The following is a 25196-nucleotide window of genomic DNA, read 5'->3' as shown; positions in this document are numbered from 1 at the left end:
GAATCGTGGTGAACTGTGGCACGTCGATACACCATCACACCGCTACTACCAAGTGATGCCCATCGGGTTCGCTTGTCGTGGTCAAGTCGGTATACGCCTCAAACGTTGGCACAACATCTCTCGGCATATCCTGGGCTTTCATGCTGGATTCCGGAGAGTGGAGAATACGTTATTGCTGGTCCGTGGCGTCATCGGAGCGAGATCATCGGCATTCTCGAGTTATCTGCAAACCAGCATGCTCCAGTGCTGCTCGATTACGTCAGTGAAGCTGCCCATGAGCACGGCGCACGGTTGCTGGTCATGCAAGAGCAGCATGAACGGCGCAGTCCCATCTTCTACGCCAACGTTGGTTTTACGCTGATCGAGCAGATCCTTGTCTATGAACTGACAGTCTTTCATCCTCCAATGCCTGATGGGCGCCTGCGTTTTGAGCGCGTCTCGCCTGACGATCCGTTTGTGTTTGGTGAATTACTCTCGGTTGACCACACGGCGTTTTCTTGGCTTTGGCGTAACAGTGAGGCGGAATTCACTGATTATCTCGCGGATCCCCAGGTCGATGTTTATCTTGGGCGCAATGCACAAGGGGAAGCGGTCAGTTACGTTGGGGTCACGAGGATGCGTGGCTGGGGGCATCTTGACCGCCTGGCTGTTGGGCGCGACTATCAAGGCCAGGGCTATGGCCTCGCGTCTCTCACGTGGGCCGTTTGGCTCCTTGCCCAGCGCGGCGCGCATCGAGTAGCGCTGAGCACTCAGGCTCGCAATCGCCGTAGCCGAGCGCTCTATGAGCGCTTCGGATTTCATCACACTCCAAGCTTCGATTACGATATCTACGGCCGTTGGCTTGGTGAGCCGGTACCACTTGACGACGAGGTCGAGATCCATGACCATCGATTGAAAGGGTAACGAACGCAAATGGGAAGCACGTTCGGGCGACTTTTCCGGATCACCACCTGGGGAGAATCACACGGCCCAGCGCTGGGCGTTGTTGTCGATGGTTGTCCTGCTGGCCTTCCACTGTCCGAAGAGATCATTCAGCGTGATCTCGATCGGCGTCGTGCTGGCCAAAGCGCAGTCACGTCTCCGCGGAGCGAACGCGACCGCGTACAAATTCTCTCGGGCGTGTTTGACGGCAAAACGACTGGAGCACCGATTTCGCTCATTACCTATAACGCGGATGTCGATTCCTCAAAATATGAACCGCTGCGCGATGTCTTCCGGCCTGGCCATGCTGACTATACCTACTGGATCAAATATGGGCATCGCGATCATCGCGGAGGTGGGCGCTCAAGTGCGCGTGAGACCTGGGGACGTGTCGCAGCTGGTGCTATTGCCCGTCAACTCCTGCGTATTGCTGCGGGGATTGAAGTCTACGCGTTTGTCCGTGAGTTAGCCGGTATTGAAATCGAGACGTTTGACCGGGAAGAGATTGATCGTAATCCCGTTCGCTGTCCTGATCCAGTGGCGGCTGAGAAAATGGTTGCAGCGATTTTGGCAGCCAAAGAAGAGCATGACAGCGTGGGCGGCATCGTTGAAGTGCATGCAGTAAACGTTCCCCCTGGACTCGGCGAGCCAACGATGGACAAGCTTGACGCTGTTATTGGCCAAGCAATGCTCAGCATCCCGGCAGTGAAAGGTGTTGAGATTGGGGAGGGGTTCGGCGCGGCGCGCATGCGTGGCAGCCAACACAACGACCCGTTTACCGTTGATGCTGAAGGACGTGTGCGCACGGTAACGAATAATGCTGGGGGGATGCTTGGTGGCATCTCAACTGGCGAGCCGATTGTTGTTCGTCTGGCCGTGAAGCCCACATCATCAATTGCCCGCCCGCAGCAGACGGTTGATATCGCTGGCAACCCTCGCACGATCACGGTTGAAGGCCGCCATGATCCATCCATCTGTCCACGTGTTGTCCCCGTTGCTGAGGCGATGCTCTTACTCGTTTTGGCTGATTTCTATCTACTCAATCGGGCTGCACGGCTCTAGACACGGGCTGGTGCAAGGACGGACTCCAGCCGGGTGAAGAAATCTGGAAACGTCTTGGCGACACAGGCAGGATTCAGGATCGTGATCCCCGGTCGTACCGCTCCAAGGATTGCGAAACTCATCGCGATCCGATGGTCGTCATAGGTCTCAATTGCTGCAGGGCGGAGAGTCGTGGCCGGGTAGATCGTCAAGCCGTCCGGATATTCTTCAACCGTAACGCCTAAGCGACGAAGTTCCGTGACCAGCGCGTGAATACGGTCGGTCTCCTTGTGACGGATATGCGCAACATTCGAAATCCTGACAGGCTCTTCGGCAAGCGGCGCAATTGCCGCGAGTGTTGGCACCGTGTCGGAGATCGCGTTCATATCGGCTGAAATACCGCGCAGCCGTGCTGGCCCTTCCACCGTCGTGGCGTCTTCATTCATCGTGACGCGACAACCCATCGCTGCCAGGAGATCGACGAAGTGGAGATCTCCTTGCGATGACCGGCGACCAAGATGCTGAACCGTGATCCGGCCTCCGGTAACCGCGGCCAGCGCAAAGAAATACGAAGCAGCTGAGGCGTCTGGTTCAACCACGTAGGAGCGCCCAGTGTAACCCTGCTGGCCGGCAATCTGGAAATGGCGGCCATCTTGACTCACGTGAACCTCAGCCCCAAAAGCACGCATGGTCGCAATGGTCATGTCGATGTAGGGCCGAGAGACGAGTTCACCGACAACAGTAATGTCAAGACCATCGTGCGTACACGGCCCAATCATCAGCAAAGCACTGAGGTATTGACTACTCAACGTGCCAGGTAATGTCACCTGACCACCACGTAGTCCGTTGGCGCGAACCCGAATTGGCGGACAACCAGTACCAGCGAGGGATGTCGCGTCGACGCCAAGCTGTTGCAGGGCATCGAGCAGCGGCTGCATCGGCCGTTCTCGCATGCGCGGAAGACCATCGAGGATGTACTCTCCATGACCAAGAGCGAGTGCGGCAGTGAGGAAGCGGGCAGTTGTCCCGGAATTGCCAACAAAGAGCGTCGCATGTCCAGCAGGAATGCGTCCACCACAGCCGATGACGCGAAACGTTGACGTCGTCGGGTGCTCTTCGACTGCTATCCCGAGCCGCCGTAGTGAGTCGCTCATGACGGCAGTATCATCGCTAAAAAGCGCGCTAGTCAGTACCGATTGTCCGCGGGCAAGCGCTGCCAGCAGTAAAGCGCGATTCGTGACACTTTTGGACCCGGGGAGTACGACTTCTGCATTGACTGGACGGGTAACAGGCTGGATTGTCAATGCAGACGGATAGGGCGTTATCATTGTCTATCCTTCGCCATTAGTGATAGCGGATTTCCCATGAATACGGAATTTCTGGCGTGTTGTAGGGCAATCGATATTCGTCAGGATCATCCGGGTTATAGGGCTCAGTTGGGAAATTGAGCAAGTAACAAGGTTCTGTGCCGATATTTTTGAATCCATGGGCTACACCCGGTGGAATCTTGAGGACAATGCGATTGTCATCGCCAAGGAAGAACTCGTTGAGTTCGCGGTATGTCGGTGAGTCTGGGCGAAGGTCAAAAAGGGGCACTTTGATCATGCCACGGATGCAGACGAAATAGTCTGTTTGCTTCTTATGCCAATGCCAAGCACGGATCACCCCAGGATAGGATATTGAGACATAGCACTGGCCGAATCCTTCAAAAAATGCGTCGTCTCGGCGAATCAGTTCAGTGAGGGAGCCGCGCTCATCGGCGTGGGTCACGAGTCGCTTAATTTCGACGCCGTGGATCACGCTTCCCCTGTCCCTCCCGTCCTTGCTGTACGCCAACAGGCGAGTATACCAATCGTGCACAAACCAAGTGAAAAAACAGCGAGGCACATGCCTCGCTCTCGTACCCTCGGAGGGATTCGAACCCCCAACCTCTTGGTTCGAAGCCAAGCGCTCTATCCCTTGAGCTACGAGGGCGCGCTTGCCTCATCACCACATTGTAGCAGATTGATGGCTCGGTCAGCGAGTGCCAAGCCACTGCGCAACGACCCGAATTCGCCCGGACCGGCCGCGCGCTGCTGCAAGCGCACTGAGAGGCGTACTTGCAAGCGTTATCCCTGGATGAAGCCAGCCAAGGATCTGCGTCAGCTGTCTGCCTGCTCGTAAGCGTTGGTGCAGCCAGAGCCGGATCCCCCATGCCCATTCGATGCCGTACCACTCATGGGCGATGGTACGAGGATGAAATCCCTGCTGAATCAGGAGCTGTCGCAACGTCTGGGTAGAAAATGTCACGAGATGGCGAGGCGGATCGTAGCCGATCCAGTAACGCTTCAACCATTGCGCCGCCCAGGAATCACAATTTGGAACCCACAGAATCAGGTGTCCACCTGGACGAAGCAGCCGTCCAATGTGCTTGAGGGCGTGGGCTGGTTCAGGAAGATGTTCCAGTACATGGCGTAAGAGCACGGTATCGAATGTGTTTGCTGGCCAGTGAGCCGTCTCGAGCGTCCCGACCGTGATATCAAGCTGGAGATGCTCTCGAGCGTGCGTTGCAGCGTGCTCACTCGGCTCTAAACCAGCAACCTGTGGATTGCCCGCTTCACGAATGATCTGCAGGAGCGTGCCGTCTCCGCACCCAACGTCAAGAACACGGCGTGGTGGGGCGAGATACGGCCAGAGCGCATGTGCTTCTCGCAACAGCGCTGCCCGATACGCTTGTCTCATGATCCCTGATCGCCGAAATGGGCGATAGGCTGCAGAATAGTATCGAGCAAGGATCGCAGGGGTTGGTCGTGGACGAAGATACCACAGCCCGCACTGACCGCACTGCACAAGGACAAAGCTCGCTCGCGTATCGGTTGTGAAGTCCCATACCGTGTGCAGTGGACGAGGGTCATTGGCCTGACAACCGGGGCAGCAAGGCCATTCAAGCGTCGTGGATTGGAAGGTGTCGGAGGATCTACTATTCGCCATCACGCTGTGCGACCCTTGCCCGATGAGCCAGATGCTGGCGAATGCTATATTCTGGGCGAGCGCTCGCATTGGTGATCAATTCGCCGAGGAGCCCGGTGAGGAAGAACTGGGCACCGAAAATCATTAGGAGGACTCCAAGGAGTAGCAGGGGGCGGTGCCCAATCGGATGTCCCATGAACCACTGGAGGCTGAGGTATGCGTTGATCATAAAGCCAAGCCCGAGGCTGATCATCCCAAACCAGCCGAAGAGATGGAGTGGCCGTCGCGTATATTGCGTGAGGAAGAGCACAGTCAACAGGTCAAAAAATCCACGGAAGAATCGCGCAGAGCCAAATTTGGAATGGCCAAACCGACGTGGCCGATGCGCAACCGGAACTTCAGTTACGCGAAACCCTCGATGATGAGCAAGGACTGGAATGTACCGGTGGAGTTCGCCGTAGAGTGAAAGCTCTTCGATGACTTCACGTCGGTACGCCTTCAGCCCACAGTTAAAATCGTGCAGTGGTACCCCTGTGAGGTGGCGAACGACAAAGTTAAACCAGCGGGATGGCCAGCGCTTCGAGGCAGGATCTTGTCGCTGGTATTTCCAGCCGCTGACGAGGTCTGCATCAGCTAATGCCTCAAGGAGTCGCGGAATCTCAGCTGGTACGTCTTGCAAGTCAGCATCGAGGGTGACAACGACTCGTCCGCGGGCTGCCTGGAAGCCAGCATGGAGTGCTGCACTTTTGCCAAAATTTCGCCGGAATTCGATTACTTGTACCCGTTCATCTTGCGCGTGCAACGCACGCAGGATGTCGACGGAGCCGTCACGGCTTCCGTCGTCGACAAAGATCATTTCTGCCGAGAGTGGTAGCTGCTGAAGCACCCTGCAGAGTTCCTCATACAGCACAGGTAAGCTTTCGGCCTCGTCATAGACCGGAACGACGATCGAGAGTTCAGGAGTGAGGAGCGGCAGTGGTGTAATGTCACGTTCAATGGCTTGGATCCGAAGCGCTTGACGCGTTTTGCTCATCGGCCTCTCCATCCTACGCACCCCTGAATCTTACGCGCAGACGTCTAGGCAGGTGGTCGTTGAGCTAGGATCAGCATTTCATGCGGAAGTGTTGGGATTGGCATCAGCCTGAATCCTGTAAACCCAGCTGATGTCAGCCATGCGCGCATTTCTTCCTCACTGGGGACATGCCCGTTGTCCGTTGAAAGCAGCATGTGAAGATCCATGAGTGCGTAGTCGAGACTTGTCTCATCCCAGTGACGGATGGCCAGCCATCCGCCTGGCCGAAGTGCTGCCCACGTGCGCTGGAGTAGACGGAGGGCACGCTCCTCGGGCTCACTGTTGAGAATGCCGAAGAGAAGGGCCAAATCGTAGTCGTGGCCGAGCGCATCAACAAAGAAGTCGCCTTCTTGCAGGAGAAGGCGATCAGCAAAAGCGTACTGCTGTACCAGTTGACGGGTCACAGCAATGACTGGGGGAAGGTCAACGATAACAGCCTGTGCTGTGGGCAACTGGCGAACAAGGGCGACGCTGTAGGCGCCGTGGCCGCCACCAAGATCGATAATCCTGGGGGCCGCGCTTTTGTCGAGCAGGGGAAGTAGCGCTGCTGCGACATCGTCGGCGACCATTCTTGCAAGCTCGTAGAGCCCTAGGGTGAAGAGGCGTACCCAATCGACACGGTCTTCGTTCTGTTGATTTGCCGCAGGTTTATGGCCGGTCTGCACGGCTTCGTGAAGCCGTGACCAGCGACGCGCAAAGACGCTCTGGAGACGAATCGCATGACTGAGTGAGTAAGGCGAGGCGGTATTGAGCGTTGCAAGGCTGAGCGGCGTTGCCTCCCACGTGCCATTGCGCTCTGTGACGAGACCAAGGGCCTTCCCAGCACGCAGCAGGCGTCCCAGTGCTTGCGTATCAACATGAAGGCGGTGAGCAAGTTCGGTCGTTGGCAGTGGCTGAGGAGCAAGGGCATCAATAATGCCCAATTCTGCGAAGAGCATGACCACAGCACTCGTACGGTATCCCTGGACAAGATCAAGTATGGTTTCTTGCGCCGGTGTCCTCGGCATTGTCATCCCCCTTTGCTTCTAGATGGTGCGCGCAAGTTGTCGGGCAGCGATCAGGACAGGGTCCCAAACAGGAGAAAAGGGCGGAGCATACGCAAGGTCAAACCACTGGAATGCCTCAACATCGAGGTCAGCATGTAACGCAACAGCAAGCGTGTCAATGCGCTTGCCTGCTCCTACTCCGCCAACAATCTGTCCCCCAAGGAGCCGCCCACTGCCGCGCTCAGCAAGCAACTTCACGGTAATGGGGGCACTTCCTGGATAATATCCCGAACGGGTTGTGCTCCGGATCGTCGCCGTTGCGTATGTGATCCCAGCCTGCTGTGCTTCACGTTCGTTGAGGCCAGTGCGTGCAATTTCAAGATCGAGGAATTTGGTGATAGCAGTTCCGACAACGCCGGGAAACCGGTAAGCGTTTCCGGCAACGTTTTGTCCACAGATTCGACCTTGCTTGTTGGCTGTTGTTCCGAGCGGAATCCATGCCGGACGCCGTGTTACAAGATGAAACGTCTCAGCACAGTCTCCGGCTGCCCAGACGTTCGGAGCGCTAGTGTGCAAGGTTTCATCGACGTGAATCGCGTTGGCGACACCGAGAGCAATACCTGCTTCCCGGGCGAGGTCACTGTTTGGCTCGATGCCAGGGGCAAAAATCAGCAGGTCAGCAGGAAGGACGTCATCACCCACAGAGATGCTCTGAATGCGTCCCTGCTGTATGTGCAGCTGGGTGATACGGTCTTGGAGGCGGAGTTCAACGCCAGATTTTTCGATGGCTTCAGCAACGAGGTGTGCCATCTCCGGGTCAAGCGTGTTCATGATCTGCGGTGCTTGTTCGATCAACGTCGTGGAGATGCCGCGCACGACAAGGCTTTCAGTGGCCTCAAGGCCAATGTAGCCGCCGCCAACGACAACAGCGTGTCGTGGGCGCTCATGCTCAATCCAAGTGCGGATTGCCAGTGCATCAGGGATAGTGGTGAGGGTGAAGACGCCAGCAGCATCTTGACCGGGTAGCGCGAGCGTTCGCGGGCGTGCGCCGGTGGCGATCACGAGTTGGTCGTATGGCTCTGTGTAAACCTGGCCCTGAGAACGCTCAACCACGACCCGTTGAGCTGTCGCATCAATCTCACAAACTACTTCGCCGAGACGGAGATCAATCCCTCCACGCCGATGGGCTTCGGGCGAGCGTGCAATAAGCGTGCCTATGTCGTCGACCAGACCGGCGATGAAGTATGGCAGCCCTCACGCCGAATAGGATGTGTACTGCCCTCGTTCAAAGACGGTAATTGTCCAATCTGGTCGTAGCCGGCGGATTTGCCAGGCAGCGCTCATGCCCGCTGCGTCTCCACCAATAATGACAACGTGCTGACTGCTCATGATATACCTTCCTTTTCGTCTTCCCTGGCAGCCGTACCGCGGGAAAGAATAGGCCGTTTTTGCGGAATACCAGCACGGCGTGGATAGTTCGATGGAACTGGACGATCAAGTCGCACAACAACGATGCGAGTTGTCGCGAGGGCTGGATGAGGCGGGGTGCGAACGTCAACGATCGTGCCGCCCAAGATGTGGAGAGCATAGTGCGCTGCATGGATTTCGACATCGACTCGTGGCCCTTTGGGGAAGATGCCATACCCGCCAACATGAAGAAACGGGAGGCAGAGTTCCAAAAGCGTTGGTAACGGCGCGAGGCCGCGGGCGGTAACAAGGTCAAAGTGCCCGCGATAACCTGGATTGTGTGCAATCTCCTCGGCGCGTCCCTGGATGACGAGCACGTGAGTAAGGCCGAGGGCCTGCAGAACATGCTCCAGAAATGCAACTTTCTTGCCGGTTGCTTCAAGCAGGGTAAGGTTCAGATCGGGTAGCGCAAGCTTCAGGGGAATCCCAGGAATGCCAGCGCCTGTTCCAACGTCCAGGAGCTGACAGCCAGGTATGGACGCAGTGGAGGATCCGCCTGTTGCATGTGCGGCATCTTGGAGCGAAGAACAACCTCCTGAGCGCTGTATTTGGCAGTAGTGAAGGATGAGTGGCACAAGCGCAAGCGCGTCCCCGAAGAGCGTACGCTGGAGCCCTTGCCAGTCCGTGATACCAGTAAGGTTGATCCGCTCCCGCCACGACAGCAGCAGTGTTCCATACTGGGCAAACTGCTCCAATTGGGCAGCCGAAAGCCGAAGATCGCAGGCTTCGGCAATTTCGCGGAGCACCGACAGGTCAGCGGGATGAGCGGCGCGTGTCATGGCACAGGAGGTAGGTGCTACGACACCGGCGTGTGTCGAGCCTGCCGAACGAGTGCGCGTGCCTGTCTGGCGATGCTCTCTGCATCGATCCCCGCCTGCTTCCGGAGCGACGATTGCGAAGCATGATCGTAGAAGCGGTCTGCTAAGCCAAGCACGCGCACGGGTATCTGGGTGCCTTCGTTTGCGAGCAGCTCGAGAACGGCGCTGCCGAAGCCACCAGCGGCTTGTGCTTCCTCAATCGTCACGAGCAAGCCAGTTTCACGGATGGCATCGAGAATGAGCGTACGGTCAAGCGGCTTGACAAAGCGTGCATTAATGACCGTTGCTTCAATGCCTTCTTCCGCGAGGATGTCCGCCGCTCGCTCAGCTGGCAGAACAGTCGAGCCAATCGCGAGGAGGGTAACGTCGCGTCCTTCTCGCAGGAGTTCACCGCGACCGATTGGTAGCGAATGAGGATCGCCCAGAAGCGGAACACCAACGCCTGAGCCTCGCGGATAGCGGAGCGCGATTGGCCCTGCTTCATAGTCAATGGCGGTTTTCAGCATATGCCGTAACTCGTCTTCGTCTTTTGGTGCCATCACCACCATATTCGGTAAGCAACGGAGGTAGGCAAAGTCGAAGACGCCATGATGCGTTCGGCCATCTTCTCCAACGAGGCCAGCGCGATCGAGCGCGAACACAACCGGCAGTCGCTGAATACACACGTCATGAATGACTTGGTCGTAGGCACGCTGCAGAAATGTTGAGTAAATCGCTGCAACGGGACGCATCCCTTGCGTTGCGAGGCCCGCGGCGAAGGTAACAGCATGTTGCTCAGCGATGCCGACATCGAAGAAGCGCTCAGGGTGCGCTTTAGCAAACGGCAAAAGACCAGTGCCATCAGGCATCGCTGCTGTAATAGCGACTATGCGCGGATCGTGATAAGCAAGCTGGGTAAGGGTTTCGCCAAACACGTCTTGATACCGCGGTGGCGTCGGCGGAGCGCCTGGCACCTTCACGGCCGCACTGTGATGTTTGAATGGGTCATCCTCTGCTGGCTGATATCCCTTGCCTTTGACCGTGAGCGTATGGACAAAAACCGGCCCATCAATCTGCTTAACGAGCTGGAACGTCTCGATGAGCTCTCGGAGATTGTGCCCGTCAATCGGGCCGATGTAGGTAAAGCCGAGCTCTTCCCAAATCATGGTATGGTAGACCGCCTCTTTGAGGCCGTCGAGAAAGCGATAACTCAGGTTAAGCAAGAGATCACCTTGTGGCAATCGGCGGAGAAGCCGCTCAATTTCTGCTTTGGCTTGGCGATAGCGTGTATTGGCGCGGATGCGGCTCAGATATTTCGCGAGTCCGCCGACATTCGGGGCAATGGACATCTCATTGTCATTGAGAACAACGATGAGAGGTACTTGAAGACTCCCAGCGTTGTTCAACGCTTCATAGGCCATACCTCCCGTTAACGCGCCGTCGCCAATAACGGCGACGGTGTGGAAACGCTCACCTTTAAGTTGCCCTGCAACGGCGATGCCTAGGGCTGCGGAGATGGATGTGCTCGCGTGTCCGGCACCAAAGATGTCATGCTCGCTTTCTTCGCGCTGGAGAAAACCGCTAAGTCCGCCTTCTTGCCGGATTGTATGGAAGCGATCGCGGCGGCCGGTTACGAGTTTGTGTGGATATGCTTGATGCCCAACATCCCAAACGATCTTGTCCCGTGGCGAGTCGAAGACGTAGTGCAACGCTAAGGTGAGTTCAACCGTGCCGAGGTTGGGAGCAAAGTGCCCACCGGTTTTGCCAATCACGGTCTCAATAATTGTCTGGCGAATTTCTTGCGCTAACACTTCGAGTTGCGGAATCGTGAGCCTCTTGAGATCTTGTGGGCTATTGATCTGTTCAAGATACATCCCTGTTCCTCCTCGCCGGCATGCGGCGCGATGTCATGGCTGCGGCTGATCCTAGCAGGTTCTGGAACCAAGAGCAAAGGCCAGGCTATGCCTCTCTACAGAAACGGAGAGCGGGGGTGGTCAGTTCCGACCACCCCCACGGCGACTGCGGCGGCTGCAGGTAGTGTGCAAGAGAAAGGGATACGGCGAAAGCGTCGCTAGACACTGCTCCCTGAGGAGGGTGTTGGCGTTGCGTTCGTTGATGGCTGAGCGCCCTTGTGATGGCCCCAGCCATGGCCACGTCCGAAGTTCGGGAAGCCAGCGCCGTATCGGCCATGCCACTGCTGTGTCAGCAAGGTATCGAGCCGCTGCGACAGCGCGTTGAGTGCGCTGTTGGCAACATCCTGCGTGAGAACACCTTGCTGCACGAGCGTGTTGGCGTTCGTCTTCGCCACATCAAGGAGCGCGCTCTTCAGCTGGTCCTGACTAACGCCGTGCGCTTGGGCAACAGCAGCAAGCGTCTGGCCGTTCCGCAGCTCAAGCAGGAGCTGATCGACCGTCAGGCCGGTCTTCTGCGCGACAGTGCTCAGGATCTCAGCTTCCGGCAGAATGAGCCGCTGCGCGCACTGCTGTTGTGCTCGGTTGGCGATAAACTGCTGAATCTGCGTGGCCTGTTGCTGGCTAATGATGTTGTTCTGCACCAACTCGTTCAGCAGGTTGCTGAGCGGACCTTTCCCCTGCGTGTTCGGCATGACGCACCGGGCTTTGGTTGTTGTCGTTGGGGTCGTGCTTGGTGTCGCCGTCGGGGTTGTCTCACCCTGGGCAGCGACGAGCAAAGCACTGCCACCCACGATCAACGCTGCAAATGCACTGATGACTGCAATGAGGACAAGTAACTTCCTCGAAAGCAGCCGATTCATCTCAGATACCCTCCTTCCGTGCAAGTTCAGCCGATACAGACCGTAGGTTCGACTGAACCGGCAACGTAATCGTGAACGTTGTGCCCTTGCCGAGTTGGCTCTCGACTGTGATCGTGCCTCCGTGCGCAGTCACGATCTCTCGTACGATCGCCAACCCGAGGCCAAACCCGCTCTCCGTCTCTGCAGCCGCACGCTCTGCAGGAACACGGTAGAAACGGTCAAAGAGGTGAGGCAGTGCCTCTGGCGGAATACCGGATCCGGTATCGCTCACGGTGATACGTGCAATTGGTTGGTGCGTTACAGGATCGATACTACGCTCAGCGGCAATGCGAATAACAGCACCAGTCTGGCAGTGCCGGAGTGCATTGGTAAGTAAGTTATCGAAAAGTTGGGTAAAGAGATCGGGGTCGACGGCAAGCTCAAAATTCGCATCGACAGCGTTCTCGAGATGGATCCCGTTTTGCTCCGCAGCAAGGCGATGCCGTTGGAACGCTCGTTGAACAAGGTCAGCAAGTGCGACTGGAACAAGAGCAGGCTGCCGCTGCCCTGTCTCGAGCCGCGAGAGTTGCAGCAACTGCGTTAGCAGTCGGCTCATTCGCTCGCTCTCATCGTTGATGATCTCAAGCGCTTGGAGTTCTTCCTGCGGATCGTCGAATGTCTGCTCACGGAGTGCCAGTGCATAGCCCTGGATAACCGTAAGTGGGGTACGCAATTCATGTGCGATGTTGGCAAGAAGCTGCCGTTGGCTCTCGAACGTAGCCCGAAGACTCCGCACCATTGCGTTGAAGCTCCGCACCAGGCGCCCAACCTCATCCGGTCCTTCTTCGTGCAGCACCACGTTGAGTTGGCCAGCTGCTACGACGTCCGCTGCACGCGTAAGTCGTTCGATGGGGCCAGCAATCGCACGGCTGATAAACCACGTTGCCCCACCTGCTGCGATGAGTCCCAGCAAGAGGGAGAGGCTCAACGGGAACAAAAGGCTCCGGGCGATTGGTGCTGGACTGAGTGAGGTCAGCAGCACCAGAACTGCTCCGCCGCTCCGTGGAATCGGAGCGAAGATAACTTGCTGTTGATCGATGACCCCGCCATTAATTGCCATCGGCCGGTTCGGAGGCCGCGTAATGGCAAGGAGCGTGTCAGCATTGTCGCGCATACGCTGCTGCAACGCGCTGACCATACTTGGAGGGAGAGGGGTATTGGGTGCTGAATCCATCAACAAGGTGCCTTGGCTATCGAAGATCAGCAGTCGGGCTTGAAGCCGTTCAGCTTGTTGCGTGAGGTATGTCTGAATGGTTGCGGCTGTCGCACCAGGGCGTTCGCCTAACGAGGTGACGCCCGTCGCGAGCGGAACCGCCAGTGTTTGGAGCCGCTCAACAGCGAGCTGGCGCTGGAAGTGGCGAATCGGTACACTCGCCGCCATCGCTGTTGTCAGCACCATAACAAGCACCACCCCAATACATCCAACAAAAATGCGGGCTCGGACGCTTCGCAGCACTGCTGCAACTCCTTATGTCGCACCAGGTTTCCCCAGTGCTATTGTTACCCTACTGTGCCTCTGTAACCGGAGCGTAACCGTATCAATCGTGCAAGGGGATGGCTGCCACGACCGATTACACCGTGTCAGCCGATAGGGTGTCGTGCACCACAAGTCGATATCCCAGGCCGCGTACGCCTTCAATCGTTACCTTCGTGCCAGCAAGCCGCTGGCGAAGTCGGTTGACATGCACATCGACGGTGCGCGTCTCTTCATCAATCTCCCAGTCCCAGACAAGGCGAAGCAATTGTTCCCGCGTGAAGAGGGAGCCGGGGCGCTGGGCGAGGGTGACGAGGAGATCGAATTCGCGAGGGCGCAACGCGATCGGGCGGCCATTCGCTGTCACCGTGCGATCAGCCGTATTGATCTGGAGATCGCCAACGATCAGTTCTTTCACCAATGCCGCTTTCCCACTTGCCCGTCGTAGGGCAGCCCGAACACGCGCCAAAAGTTCCCGAGGCTTAAACGGCTTGGTGACATAATCGTCGGCGCCGAGATCAAGCCCCTCGACAACATCGCGCTCGTCATCGAGGGCAGTCAGCATAATGATTGGGGTATCGTGGCGCATGCGAATGGCACGACACACCTCACGTCCGTGAATACCAGGGAGCATCAAGTCAAGAATGACGAGGTCTGGTTGGATGTCGCCAAACTGGCGAAGCGCTTCTTCGCCACTTGCAACTGTGATAATCTCGTGACCCTCGCGCCGGAGGAAGACTCTGAGCAGATCGGCAATCCGTTGGTCGTCCTCAACGACGAGAATGCGTGCCATGACGACCCGATTCCTCCTTGACTTCGTGCGTACATTGTGTCGCGAATGCCCCTATTGCGTCGGGGTTGTGCTCGTCGTTGTGCCATACAGCCGCTGTGCAAGATCTGGTTTCAGTCCAAGAGCGAAGGTTGTTGGTGCTGCAGGCGTCGCGACGCGTCGTTCAATGAGAAACCCAAAGTAATGCTTAAGACCGCGTGGGCTGATGGCAGAAGTAAGAAGCGTTTTCCAATTCGGTGTTGCATAGGCTGGTGCAAGTTCCAAGGAAAACGGGAAGCTGCGAACCACGAAGGTTGATGACGGTGGAAGATTCTCCGTGCTGATCAGCACATCCAGGTCTGGACGTGTTGTTGGTGTCAGCCCTGCTTGCACGACAACGTGCGGGAAATCGCGGAAGTACCAGCGGAACGGTTGGGCAAGCGCAGGATCGATACCAATGCGAAGGCCATGCCCGCCTGTCGGATCCTGGCTATCAGCTTGGAAGGTTGTTGTGTCCTCACTCAGCTGCCGAATGCGATTGGCGAGGGAGCGTAGGCCGGGGGAGGGCATATCAGCAAGCAACAACTCTCCTGAACGAACCGTATTTGTCGCTTGAAGCATTGTTGAAGTTCGCACGTCAAGACCAAGAAGTAAGAACAAGACGATAAACGTAAGGGCAGCCCAGCGGGCGGTAGCACTGCGCCAGAGCGTTGCCACACCAAGCAGGATTGCGAGGGTGAGCAGCGCAAGGCTGAGGACATTCAGCCACCAGCTGATCCCCTCATTCCCAGGCCCGTCGATAAGCCGGCCCAGTAAGCTAACGGCCGCTAAAAAGAGCAAAAGGATTGCGCCGAAGAGTGCGAGATCAGTTCCTTGGCGCAGGGCTCGCCATGGCGTGGCCGCAACAAGCCGTGCGAGTCCAATTCCCCCAAGCACTGTCAAGGGAGTAACGAGCAACCCAAAGAGCACCAAGGATTGTTCCCCGCTGACAAGTGCGAGCAGAGTCGTGAGCGCTGTCCAGAGTGCTGCAATCCGGAAGAGGGGCCAGTGTGTGCGCGTCTGGTCGCGTATCGACCAAACAATGCCAATCAGGGCAAAGACGAACATCGGGAATGCGTCAGTAAACAGCAGGAAGATCGGCAGTTGCCAGTGAGCAAATGGGTGAGCCAGTGTTGCATTCCAGAGCATGTGCATACTCTGTCCAAGGAAGATTCCTAAGGCAGCTGGGTGCGTGAAGAAAAAGCTTGCGCCAAGAATAAGAGAAAGGATCGCACTCCCGAAGCTAACAGCCATCGTTGGTGGAGTGAGTGTTCGTCGCAGTGCTCCCCACAGAACGAGGGCGAGCAGCACAAGCCAACCGAGTGGATGCGTGAGGGGCAGCAAACCGGCAAGTGCACCGAGTACTCCGGCACGCCAGGAGGTAGCGGGGCCAGGATTTTGACTTATGGCAACGAGGCAAAACGTGAGCGCGAGCAAGAGCGATCCGCCGTCCAGCCGTGTCGAAAGCGCAGTCCAGACTGGGGAAATTGCAGCAAGAACGCCAGCCGCAAGGGCAACGGCGGGATCATGCCGTCGAACTGCGGCGAGAAGCCCAGCAAGCGCGATAAGCCCGGCAACAAGAGCGACGAGGCGCGCTGTACCATCGCCTTCACCAAAGAGAAAGAAGGACAAGCTGGTGACCAGCGTGGTCAGCGGCTGACTGAGACCGCTTGCGGAAACGGATTCACCGCGCAGGAGTGACCGCGCATCGTAGGCGAGTTGGGCCTCGTGAGGACTCAGTGGGTAATTGCCGAATCCAATAAGTCGTATGCCAAGTGCGAGCACGAGAATGAGCCCACTCGCGAGCACGAAGCGACGAACCCGTGTGAGATCAAGCCGGTGGTCAAGTACTGGATCAGCAGTTGTGGTTTCAGCCTCGGTATACATAGCCTGAGCCCAGACCTGATGCGATTCCATTGACACTCCCCTATTGTCCTCCATAGTGGAGTTGGTCGAAATATGGGACGAGATCGTTACGGATGTAGACACGGAACCGGTACGACCCAATCGGGGCTGGTAGCTCTCGATACATGACGAGCCGGAAGAGCTTTGCCTGCTCGTCTGGCTTGGCAAGGCTCGCAATACTTGACCAGACACTGCGAAGGACATCACCTGCACTATAGGGCGGCGGTTGTGAGGTTTGATAGTTTTGCCGTGCCGGATTCTTCAGTTCTGGCGCAATCGCGAACCGTCGATACGTCTGCTCTTCGGGGAACCACCAGCGCATCGGATATTCGATCACCGTATAGCGACTGCGCAACAGCGTGTCGGTTTGTGGTGTCAGGAACTCGAGTGAGTAGAGAATGATCGATGGCGGTTGTGCGGGGAGAGAGCTGAGCGAGGTGCCGAAGTATCGCGCATTGGGAAATTCCCGCAAATACCAGTTAAACGGCCATTGGGTGCCTGAGTCATACCAGATATCGAGGCCCATGCCGCCAGTTGTCTCGTGCGAGAGCGTCTCGAGTTCATGCGTGAGCTGGACAACCTGGGGCGATGTCTGAACATAGACCAACATGTCGAGCGGGACATCGCCCTGGCGGTAGGTGAGCCGCCACCCAACGTGAATCTGCGCGAGGAGCAGAATTGCCGTGCAACCGAGGGCGACACCGAGCGTGAACTGCCGTAAACGACGGTCAATGCTGAGCGCAAGGATGAGCACGAGTAAGAGCAGCAGCGGTAGCCACAGCCAGCGCCAGTGGGCCAGGGCTTCTGGTCGTGGCACGCGCTGAAGCTGGTTCTGCACTGTGGTATACGGGCCTGCACTTGCCCAGGCAAACGCGAAGAACCACGCTGCGAGCAAGAGTCCGCTGAGCCCAGCTAGCCCTACGGCAAGGCGTCGTTGTCGTGTTTCCCAGTGTGCCCAATGCCGCACAAGATATTCCGCCAGACCGCCGAGCAGTGATGCTGCAAGCAAAGTGAGTGGCAACGCAATGTGGACAACGAGCCACGGCATCTTCTCACCAGCCCATGACAATGCGGCGAGAATGCCAAGGCTCCAAAATGCAAGGAATGCGCGCAGACGCCAACGACTGCTCAGCTCATGGCCGCGGATCAGCGCTCGAATGGCTTGCGCGACAACCAGGAGAATACCAATGGGAAAGAGCAAAACAGCGATGAACTCGTATTGTGGTGTCAGCAAAAGGTAGTAGAACCACGGTTGCTCACCGCGTTGAACGTCATGCTGCCCAAGCCAATATCCAATTGCGCCGAATGTACCACTGAGCAGTCCGCCGAGATTCGTGAAGATGCTCGTGTAGAGTGTGACAAAAATCGCGAGCGCAATCGTAATTCCGGCAACGAGCCCCGTTTGATCACGAAGTCCCGTGTGCAGGGCGTAGGCAACGGAGCCTGGCGGCGCTTGGCCAAGCAACCCGTCAATCCATCCTTCTCCTGGCTGACGCGCGCGGTTGAGAACCCAAAGTGCTGCTAGGATGCACAGGAGGAGAACGCCAGCTGTCCCGACGATGAGGGGATGGACAAGGAGCGCGATCAGGAAGGCCCGTACCATCGGCCACGAAGGGTTTTCCCACGGGATTGCTGGCAAGGATCCAACACCGAGCCGGTGGAGAATGCTTATGAGTGCGCCTTCAGCGACCAATCCAGCGCCAGCAACCCAGAACAGTGCTGGTGCAACGCGAAAGGCCACGGCGATGCCCAGAAAGATGATGAACAGTGCGATGAGAATGTAGGTGACCTCGTGTGTGGTGAGGAGGAACCCGATTGTTGCCAGACCAGTAATCAGCCAGCGGCGTTCGGGATGTTCAAGATAGCGCAATATCGCAATGGCGAGTAATGCGGTGCCGGCTAGAGCAAAAATGTCATGGCGGATAAAACGACTGTAGTAGAGGATGCTTGGCGAGCAAAGCAGAAGCAGTGAAGCGATCAACGCGCCCCAACGCCCGAGGAGTCGTTCATCACGTAACAAAGCGGGCATCAGGACCAGCGCAACGCCAAACAAAGCAGCGGGAATCCGCGAGGCGAAATCACTTGATCCAAAGAGGAGGAACGCTAAAGCAACCAGATGAAAAAGCGCCGGCCCATGCATCAGCGGGTGGTGAATATACCCTCGGCCTTCTGCATAGACCCACGAGAAATAGGCGTGGAGCGATTCATCGTGGTGAAGAGCGCGCGAGCCGAGATCCCAAAAGCGCGTGACGATTGCGGCGAGGGCAAGAAGTGTATAGGCAACCTGTTCAAGAGTAGGGTGGAGGAGTTGCCACGACCAGGCGAAAGATGGTTGGGGCAGCTGCACTGTTCGTGGTAACCGCGAAGGCTGCTGTATTGTCTGCTCAGGTTGCGTTGCTTGCTCTCGTACCATTGTCGAGTTCGTCTACCAGCTTTCCTCGCGCGCGATTCTATCACGTACGCACACGCCTCGTTGGCGAGCCATACAGAAGCGGCGTATGCTCTCTCAAATGAAACCAGGCTGCGTTGGGAAGGATCTGATCAACATGGAGAACGTCCGCCCTCACTGCACGATTATTATCGTTTCTGATGGCTTAGGGTCGACGGCCCAGGCTGCTGTCGAGGCGGCGCAAGTGCAGTTTCCGGGTGTCGATTTCACCATCGAGCGCTACCCTGGTGTGCGTACGAAGAACCAGATCCTCGATATTGTTGAAGAAGCGGCGCGTTGCAACGCCATTATTGTGCATACGATCGTTCTCGTGGAGCTGCGACAGTTCCTTTTACGTGAATGTCGCCAGCGGTTGATTGACCATGTCGACTTACTTGGTCCCTTATTGGGCCAGATTTCACAGAAAGTGGGTGTTCGCCCAATTTTGCGTCCTGGCGCAGCCCGCGGCATTGACGCTGATTACTTCCAGCGGATTGATGCCATTCAGTACACGGTCCGCCATGACGACGGACAAGGGCTCGACACGCTTGATGAAGCCGATATTGTGCTGGTCGGTGTCTCCCGCACGTCAAAAACGCCACTGAGTGTCTACCTGTCACTTTCAGGCTGGAAGGTCGCAAACGTGCCGATTGTTCTCAACGTGCCGATTCCACCGCAACTTGAACAGATCGATCAACGGAAAATCGTTGGGCTCATCATCGATAAGGATGAGTTAGTGCGGATTCGCCAGAATCGGCTCCAAGCGCTTGGCGGGACACTGCCAGGTGAATATGCCGATCCCGAGAAAGTCGCCGAAGAGCTGATTTATTTCCGGCGGATTGCCCGACGGGGCTACCCTTGGCCGTTGGTGAATATTACGGGTAAGTCAATCGAGGAATCGGCCAAGGAGGTCGTCTCAGTCATTGAACGACAGTGGTTTCGACCACGTGGAACGTCTTCACCTGCGAGTGTTGACAAGTTAATCGGCTCGTAAGCGCGCTGCTACGAGCGCGACGCTTTGGCATCCCCTGCAGTGGGAGATGCGGGCGTGCTGGCTGTTTCCTCCAGTACTTCCTCGCCAGGCTGGATTGGACTCAGTCGAAGTCGGGAAATGCGGAGACCATCGAGGGCCTCGACGCGCAGTCGATAGTTACCAACTTGGATCTCATCACCAACTTCTGGCTTACGCCCAAGCTGACCAAAGACGTAGCCGCCAATCGTATCGAAGTTCTCATCTTCAATGGCCAAGCCGAAGCGCTCGTTCACCTCATCAATGAGCAGCAGTCCGTTCACCAGGACATCGCCATTGGGAAGGATCTCAATATCACGTTCTGGACGCTCGAATTCGTCTTGCGTTTCGCCAATGATGTGCTCGACAACGTCTTCAAGTGTCGCAAGTCCAGCCGTTCCGCCAAACTCATCAATGACGATCGCTACCTGGGTGTGTTGCGCCTGCATTAAGCGCAGGAGCTCGCTCACTGGTAAGCTTTCTGGCACTGTCAGCGCTTGCCGCACGAGACCGCGAAGGTTCAGCTCTTCTGGAAAGCACTGCCCTTGCAAAAGGCGAAAGAGGTCTTTCACGTGCAGCACGCCAATGATCTGGTCAATCGTCCCGTCATAGACAGGGTAGCGCGAGCGTCGTTCGCGGGCGATTGTCTCGATAAGAGTAGGAAACGAGATGGTCGCTGGCAGTGCGATCAGCTCGGTTCTCGGCACCATAATTTGGTATGCCGTCAGTTCGCTAAAGGCCAGCACGCGCTGGATGAGTTCGCGCTCATGTGGGTCGATTTCTCCACTTTCGGCGCTTGACTCAACGAGCATTTCGAGTTCTTCGACGGAGTAGACAAGGTGTCGCTCTGGCTCGTAGCGAAGCCCAAATGGCCGCAGCGTGAGTTCGGTTAACCAGTAAACCAGCAAGATCGCAGGGCGGAAGACGATTGAGATTGCCCGCATGATGGCAGCGGTGACCATGGCGAGCTGCTCGGCGCGCTGAATCGCGATCATCTTGGGCACTTGCTCGCCATAGACGATATGCAACAGCGTGATCAGAATGAACGCAAGGGCAAATGCAAGCGTGTGCGCCGCAACTGCCTGAAAACGGCTCGGCACCGCCGTGAGCCATTGGCTAAAGAGATTGGCAAGCGCTGGTTCGCCCAGCCAACCAATTCCAAGGCTGGCAATGGTGATCCCAACCTGCGCCGCAGAAATAAACAGATTGGGGTCATCCATGAACCGTAGCGCAGTACGGGCAAGACGGTTGCCCTGCTCAGCGAGCTGTTCGAGTCGCGTGCGCCGAGCTGAGACGAGCGCGAATTCAGCAGTGACAAAGAGCGCATTCATTGCAATGAGGAGAAGGAGAAGTGTCAATGCAAGAGGTTGTGGAATATCCATCGTCCTTGGTTGCGTCCATTCCCTTCAGTTCGTCATGCAGTGTTGGCAATACTGTTCCCTCGTGTATCCAAGACAGCTACTGACACGAGGAACAGCGTCAACACAAAGTATAGCATTACACTCGGGATTAGAGCCCTGCATAATACTCCGCAAGGCGTTCCTTGGCAATATGCCGCAGTTTCCGCAAAGCCTCATTTTCGATCTGTCGGACACGCTCACGGCTAATGCCAAGTAATTCGCCGACTTCCGCAAGGGTGCGTGGCTGATCGTCAGTGAGGCCGTACCGGAGTTGCAGCACAAGCCGTTCCCGCGGGGAAAGCATCTCAAGGGCTTCGGCGATATCTCGCCGCATGAGGCTTTCTTCGGCTAACTCTTCGGGACTTTGGGTAAATTCGTCTGCAATGAGGTCACTCAGGCTGGTATCGTCCTCGTCCGTCAGTGGCCGGTCCAGCGAAATCGTTCGCTGTGCAGCGCGGACAATCTGCGCGATTTTCTCCGGTTGGACGCTCATAGCCTCGGCAATTTCTTCGGGTCGCGGTGGTCGACCGAGTTCCTGCGAAAGTTGCGTCATGACCCGGTGGTAGCGCGTGATGCTGTCGGTCACGTGAACGGGGAGACGAATGGTGCGCCCTTGATCGGCGATGGCTCGGGTAATGGCTTGGCGGATCCACCAGGTGGCGTAAGTGCTAAACCGGTAGCCGCGGCGCCAGTCGAATTTTTCAACCGCCCGCATGAGCCCAATGTTGCCCTCTTGAATCAGATCTAAGAGGGAGAGGCCACGTCCAACATAGCGCTTGGCAATGCTCACGACCAGTCGTAAATTCGATCGTACAAAGCGTTGCAGTGCTTCGGTATCGCCCTCTTTAATCCGCTTGGCGAGTTCTACCTCTTCCTCTGGCGTCAGCAACGGGGCCTGGGCAATTTCCTTCAAATACAGCCGGAGCGGGTCACTTGTCGCTGAAGGATCAGCTTCCAGGAGTTTGCTGAGGTCGTCTTCACTGAGCGGTTCGAGTTCAACCGCATCCGGCTCAAGAACATCTGGCAGCAGCTCCGATGGTTCCTCCGTTGCCTCCGCTTCAAAGGCTGCGCCACCCTGCACTGCTGGGTTGTCATCTTCCAAAGAGAACTCTCGCTCTTTCCGTCGCCTCGGACTCATCGGTGCTGCGTGACCCTCCCATGTACCTGAACGCGCATTCTCCCTGAACCTCACGCACTATGACGCGCGGAGGAGAGGTTGACCTGGCTACGGTCTAGCTCCCTTCATTCCTCCCAGTATACGTTCCAGGCAAGTCCTTCTGGTAGCCGATCAACGTCCGTTCAGCGCTCCGCTATACTCACATTCCTGCAGAAGGCCTGCAGGCCGAGAATCAGTGGGGTGGTGCATGGTTCCACAGCTGCTGCGCATAAGCCAATTCCTTTGCTATCGCCAACCGGTTGAGCTCGATTTTCGCGGCATGCACGTTGCATGTCTCTGCGGCGAAAATGGGGCTGGCAAGTCAGCATTGCTTGATGCCATAACCTGGGCGTTGTGGGGCAAGGCGCGAGCAAACGATCAGGATCTGATTAGCCTTGGTGGTACCGAGACACGTGTTGAGTTGACATTCAGTCTCAATGGCCGTGAATTTCGCGTTATCCGGCGTCGTTCCGCAGCTGCCCCTGGTAGTGCCGCAAAAGGCGTGCTTGAGTTACACGCGCGTGATGGCGAGCGCTGGCATGTCCTGACAGAAGGCGGCATGCGGCAGACGCAAGAGCGGCTGAACCGCTTGCTTGGCATTGATTACGAAACGTTCGTGAATTCAGCCTTCCTTCTTCAAGGCCGGGCTGATGCGTTTACGCGGAAGACGCCGGCTGAGCGTAAGCAGGTCTTGGGTGACATCTTAAACCTGCAAATTTATGACCTGTGTCAGAAATATGCCCGAGAACAAGCTCGGGCCATCGAGGCACAGCTGGCAGAAGGGGAGCGGGAAGGAGCCCGACTGCGTCAACTTGTTGATCAGCTCCCGGAGCTTGAAGCTGCAGCTACTCAGCAGCATGCCATCATTCAGCAACAAGAGGCACGGCGGGACGATCTCCAGCAGCGCTACGAGTCTCTTGCACAAGCTGTCCGCGCACTTGAGCACTTAGCGGAGCTTGCTGCAGATCGGCGAGAGCGCTTGAAGAATCTTCAGACAGAGGCAGCGACGCTTCAGGCGCGACGGGCAGAGCGCGCGCAGCGGCTCGCAATAGCGAAAGAGATCCTCGCGCGGGCCGAGGAAATTACCCAGCAATACCAGGCGCTGCAAGAGGCACGCAATCAATTACAAGAGCTGAATGAACAACTGCGTCAGCGGCAAGGGCTCTTAGTGCGCCAGCAAGAGCTTCGGACCTTGCTTACGCAAGAGGTCGCGTGCGTCGAACGTGAACTGCATGCCGTGGAGCAGCAGCTTGCGCGTTTTGCTCAGGATCTCCAGCATCTCCCTGCATTGGAGCAGGAGATCGTTCAACTTGCGTCCCAATACCAGTCCCTTGCTGATCTTGATAGTCAGCGGGATGCGATTGAAACAACCATCCAAACAACACATGCCAAACTTGCTGAACTGCAAGCACAGTGTGAGCAACTCAAGGCACAGGGTCAGCAATTGAAACAGCAACTGCGCCAGCTGAATGCCATCGGTGCAACGTGTCCGGTTTGTCTCCGGCCGCTTGATCAGGCGGATCGTGAACGGCTGATGCAAGAGCTCAACCAACATGGGCAAGAGTTGAACGCAGAGTATCGGCAGAAACAGGCAGAAATCGCAAATCTCAAGGCAGAACTGCAACGCCTCGAAGCTGAGCGGAATCGTGTACGGCAAGACCTCTCGGCCCGCGAACAGCTGCAGCAGCGTCTCCTGCGCTTGCAAGAGCGTGTGCAGCTTATGCAGCAACAGCGTGAGCAGCAGTCTGCCTTGGCCGTACGGGCGGACGAACTACGGCAGCAGTTGCAATCGGGGACGCTGGGCCAAGCCTATCGCGATGAGTTGCGACAGATTCAAGAGGCGCTCGCCGCTATCCCGTACGATGAAGCTACTCATCTCGCTGCACAAGCGAAAGTGCGTGATCTGGCCGATGCCGAAGCGCGTTACCATGATCTACTCCAGAAAGCTGCGACGATTGAGCAGGAGGAACGTGAACTCTGTTCTCTCACTGAGCAACTCGAGCACGTGCAGCAGGACATCGATGCGCTGGTGAATGAGCTCAGCGGGATTGAGCAGCAGCTCACGGGGTTGGCGCCGTTGCGAGCGCAGATGAACACCCTCGCTGAAGAGCTCAACGCTGTTGATCTCAGCCTGCGTGAGGCACACGCTGAATTGGGTCGCATTGAGCAACGACTTGCTGATGCGCGTCAGGGTGCCGAACAACTCGAGGTTTTGGAGCGCGCGCAGCAGCAATTGCGCGATGATCTGCAGTCCCTCGACGTGTTAGTGCGTGCGTTTGGTCGCGATGGGATTCAGGCAATGATTATCGAGGATATGCTTCCGGAACTTGAAGAGCGCGCGAATGCCATTCTTGATCGTATGCCCGGCAATACCATGCGCCTCTCGTTCCGGACCCAGCGACCGAAGCGCACAGACAACCAGCTTACGGAGACGCTCGATATCATCATTAGTGATGAACTCGGCCAACGCCCATATGAGCTGTACAGTGGCGGTGAAGCCTTCCGCTTGAATTTTGCGATCCGCGTTGCGCTCAGCATGTTGCTTGCTCATCGGGCTGGGACACGCCTCGAAACCCTCGTAATCGATGAAGGCTTTGGCTCACAGGACGCAAAAGGGCGTGAAGGGATTGTTCAGGCACTTCGAGCAGTCGAAGACGAGTTTGCGCTGATCCTGGTCATCACGCATCTTGAGGAACTCAAGGATCTGTTCCCAACGCGCATTACAGTCGTCAAAACCGTTGAGGGATCGCAGATCTATGTGAACTAGGCTCGTTCGCTTGTCTCACGTTCAAGCCGGATGCCGGTGTGCCGTTTCGGCTGCACGTTCCCGCTTCCTGCGCTCCCTTAACTTCCCTTTAACTTTCCGCCTCACGGGATCGGGATGATGGCTGCTGGCGTTTTATTTGTGGGAGATTGTGTACGGCCAAATGCACCAGATAGCCCTACGGTATACTTGTGTTGAGTGAGGAAC

20 protein-coding genes and 1 tRNA gene are annotated in these 25196 nt (G+C 56.8%); 4 read left to right on the top strand and 17 right to left on the bottom strand.

Translation table 11 applies throughout. The annotated features are described in order from the left end of the window. Positions 1 to 15: 15 nt before the first annotated feature. Positions 16 to 903 carry a GNAT family N-acetyltransferase gene (locus tag N675_RS13805; RefSeq protein WP_051914683.1) on the top strand — a complete coding sequence of 296 codons (888 nt, stop codon included), beginning with the start codon at positions 16 to 18 and terminating at the stop codon, positions 901 to 903. Positions 904 to 912: 9 nt separating this feature from the next. Beyond that, positions 913 to 1983 carry a chorismate synthase gene (aroC, locus tag N675_RS11420; protein ID WP_038040049.1) on the top strand — a complete coding sequence of 357 codons (1071 nt, stop codon included), beginning with the start codon at positions 913 to 915 and terminating at the stop codon, positions 1981 to 1983. Here aroC and aroA read toward each other — a convergent pair. The 15 genes from aroA to N675_RS11350 all read right to left on the bottom strand — a co-directional run bounded on the left by aroA (position 1980) and on the right by N675_RS11350 (position 18645). Beyond that, positions 1980 to 3290 (bottom strand): 3-phosphoshikimate 1-carboxyvinyltransferase, encoded by a 1311-nt coding sequence (gene aroA, locus N675_RS11415; RefSeq protein ID WP_038040048.1) that lies wholly within the window; start codon positions 3288 to 3290, stop codon positions 1980 to 1982. The two genes, aroC and aroA, sit on opposite strands and share 4 nt — an antisense overlap. A gap of 16 nt (positions 3291 to 3306) precedes the next feature. Next, positions 3307 to 3762, bottom strand: coding sequence for a dTDP-4-dehydrorhamnose 3,5-epimerase family protein (locus tag N675_RS11410; RefSeq protein ID WP_038040047.1), 456 nt, complete (start codon positions 3760 to 3762; stop codon positions 3307 to 3309). Positions 3763 to 3863: 101 nt separating this feature from the next. Then, positions 3864 to 3936: transfer RNA gene (locus tag N675_RS11405), tRNA-Arg, on the bottom strand. A 42-nt stretch (positions 3937 to 3978) separates the two neighbouring features. Continuing rightward, on the bottom strand, positions 3979 to 4683 hold the full coding sequence (locus N675_RS13800) for a class I SAM-dependent methyltransferase (RefSeq protein ID WP_051914682.1): 705 nt from the start codon (positions 4681 to 4683) through the stop codon (positions 3979 to 3981). Between the two features lie 238 nt (positions 4684 to 4921). Further along, positions 4922 to 5944, bottom strand: a complete 1023-nt coding sequence (locus N675_RS11395) for a glycosyltransferase family 2 protein (protein ID WP_231578028.1) — start codon at positions 5942 to 5944, stop codon at positions 4922 to 4924. Between the two features lie 44 nt (positions 5945 to 5988). Beyond that, on the bottom strand, positions 5989 to 6990 hold the full coding sequence (locus N675_RS11390; protein WP_051914681.1) for a methyltransferase: 1002 nt from the start codon (positions 6988 to 6990) through the stop codon (positions 5989 to 5991). 18 nt (positions 6991 to 7008) lie between these two features. Beyond that, a complete protein-coding gene (locus tag N675_RS11385) occupies positions 7009 to 8139 on the bottom strand; it encodes an FAD-dependent oxidoreductase (protein ID WP_338417757.1) in 1131 nt (376 codons plus the stop codon). 84 nt (positions 8140 to 8223) lie between these two features. After that, positions 8224 to 8358, bottom strand: coding sequence for an NAD(P)-binding protein (locus tag N675_RS14780; RefSeq protein ID WP_338417753.1), 135 nt, complete (start codon positions 8356 to 8358; stop codon positions 8224 to 8226). Beyond that, the gene (rsmG, locus tag N675_RS11380) at positions 8355 to 9215 is read right to left on the bottom strand and encodes a 16S rRNA (guanine(527)-N(7))-methyltransferase RsmG (protein ID WP_051914680.1); all 861 of its coding nucleotides are present in this window, start codon (positions 9213 to 9215) and stop codon (positions 8355 to 8357) included. The genes N675_RS14780 and rsmG overlap by 4 nt, the downstream gene beginning before the upstream one ends. Positions 9216 to 9232: 17 nt before the next feature. After that, entirely contained in the window at positions 9233 to 11107 is a 1875-nt protein-coding gene (gene dxs, locus N675_RS11375; RefSeq protein WP_038040044.1) for a 1-deoxy-D-xylulose-5-phosphate synthase, read from the bottom strand. Positions 11108 to 11304: 197 nt separating this feature from the next. Further along, positions 11305 to 12006 carry a hypothetical protein gene (locus N675_RS13795; protein WP_051914679.1) on the bottom strand — a complete coding sequence of 234 codons (702 nt, stop codon included), beginning with the start codon at positions 12004 to 12006 and terminating at the stop codon, positions 11305 to 11307. Between the two features lies 1 nt (position 12007). Continuing rightward, the gene (locus N675_RS13790; protein ID WP_051914678.1) at positions 12008 to 13501 is read right to left on the bottom strand and encodes a sensor histidine kinase; all 1494 of its coding nucleotides are present in this window, start codon (positions 13499 to 13501) and stop codon (positions 12008 to 12010) included. Positions 13502 to 13616: 115 nt separating this feature from the next. Continuing rightward, complete coding sequence (locus N675_RS11360; protein ID WP_038040043.1) at positions 13617 to 14312, bottom strand: response regulator transcription factor; 696 nt, start codon at positions 14310 to 14312, stop codon at positions 13617 to 13619. 51 nt (positions 14313 to 14363) lie between these two features. Next, positions 14364 to 16244, bottom strand: a complete 1881-nt coding sequence (locus tag N675_RS11355) for a hypothetical protein (protein WP_038040042.1) — start codon at positions 16242 to 16244, stop codon at positions 14364 to 14366. 10 nt (positions 16245 to 16254) lie between these two features. Then, positions 16255 to 18645, bottom strand: a complete 2391-nt coding sequence (locus tag N675_RS11350) for a flippase activity-associated protein Agl23 (protein ID WP_051914677.1) — start codon at positions 18643 to 18645, stop codon at positions 16255 to 16257. A gap of 133 nt (positions 18646 to 18778) precedes the next feature. Between N675_RS11350 and N675_RS11345 the strand changes: the two genes are divergently transcribed. Next, a complete protein-coding gene (locus N675_RS11345) occupies positions 18779 to 19654 on the top strand; it encodes a pyruvate, water dikinase regulatory protein (protein ID WP_051914676.1) in 876 nt (291 codons plus the stop codon). An 8-nt stretch (positions 19655 to 19662) separates the two neighbouring features. Here the strand turns inward: N675_RS11345 and N675_RS11340 are convergent, their stop codons facing one another. After that, positions 19663 to 21051, bottom strand: coding sequence for a hemolysin family protein (locus tag N675_RS11340; RefSeq protein ID WP_081887083.1), 1389 nt, complete (start codon positions 21049 to 21051; stop codon positions 19663 to 19665). Positions 21052 to 21178: 127 nt separating this feature from the next. Continuing rightward, positions 21179 to 22207 carry a sigma-70 family RNA polymerase sigma factor gene (locus N675_RS11335; protein WP_038040041.1) on the bottom strand — a complete coding sequence of 343 codons (1029 nt, stop codon included), beginning with the start codon at positions 22205 to 22207 and terminating at the stop codon, positions 21179 to 21181. A gap of 226 nt (positions 22208 to 22433) precedes the next feature. On the opposite strand from N675_RS11335, the gene N675_RS11330 reads away from it, so the two are divergent. Next, positions 22434 to 24992, top strand: coding sequence for an AAA family ATPase (locus N675_RS11330; protein ID WP_038040040.1), 2559 nt, complete (start codon positions 22434 to 22436; stop codon positions 24990 to 24992). The last annotated feature ends 204 nt before the right edge of the window (positions 24993 to 25196 follow it).

This window comes from Thermorudis peleae (genome assembly GCF_000744775.1).
Classification (GTDB): domain Bacteria; phylum Chloroflexota; class Chloroflexia; order Thermomicrobiales; family Thermomicrobiaceae; genus Thermorudis; species Thermorudis peleae.
The sequence above is the reverse complement of the archived record's forward strand: the minus strand, read 5'-3'. Positions and strand labels throughout refer to the sequence as shown.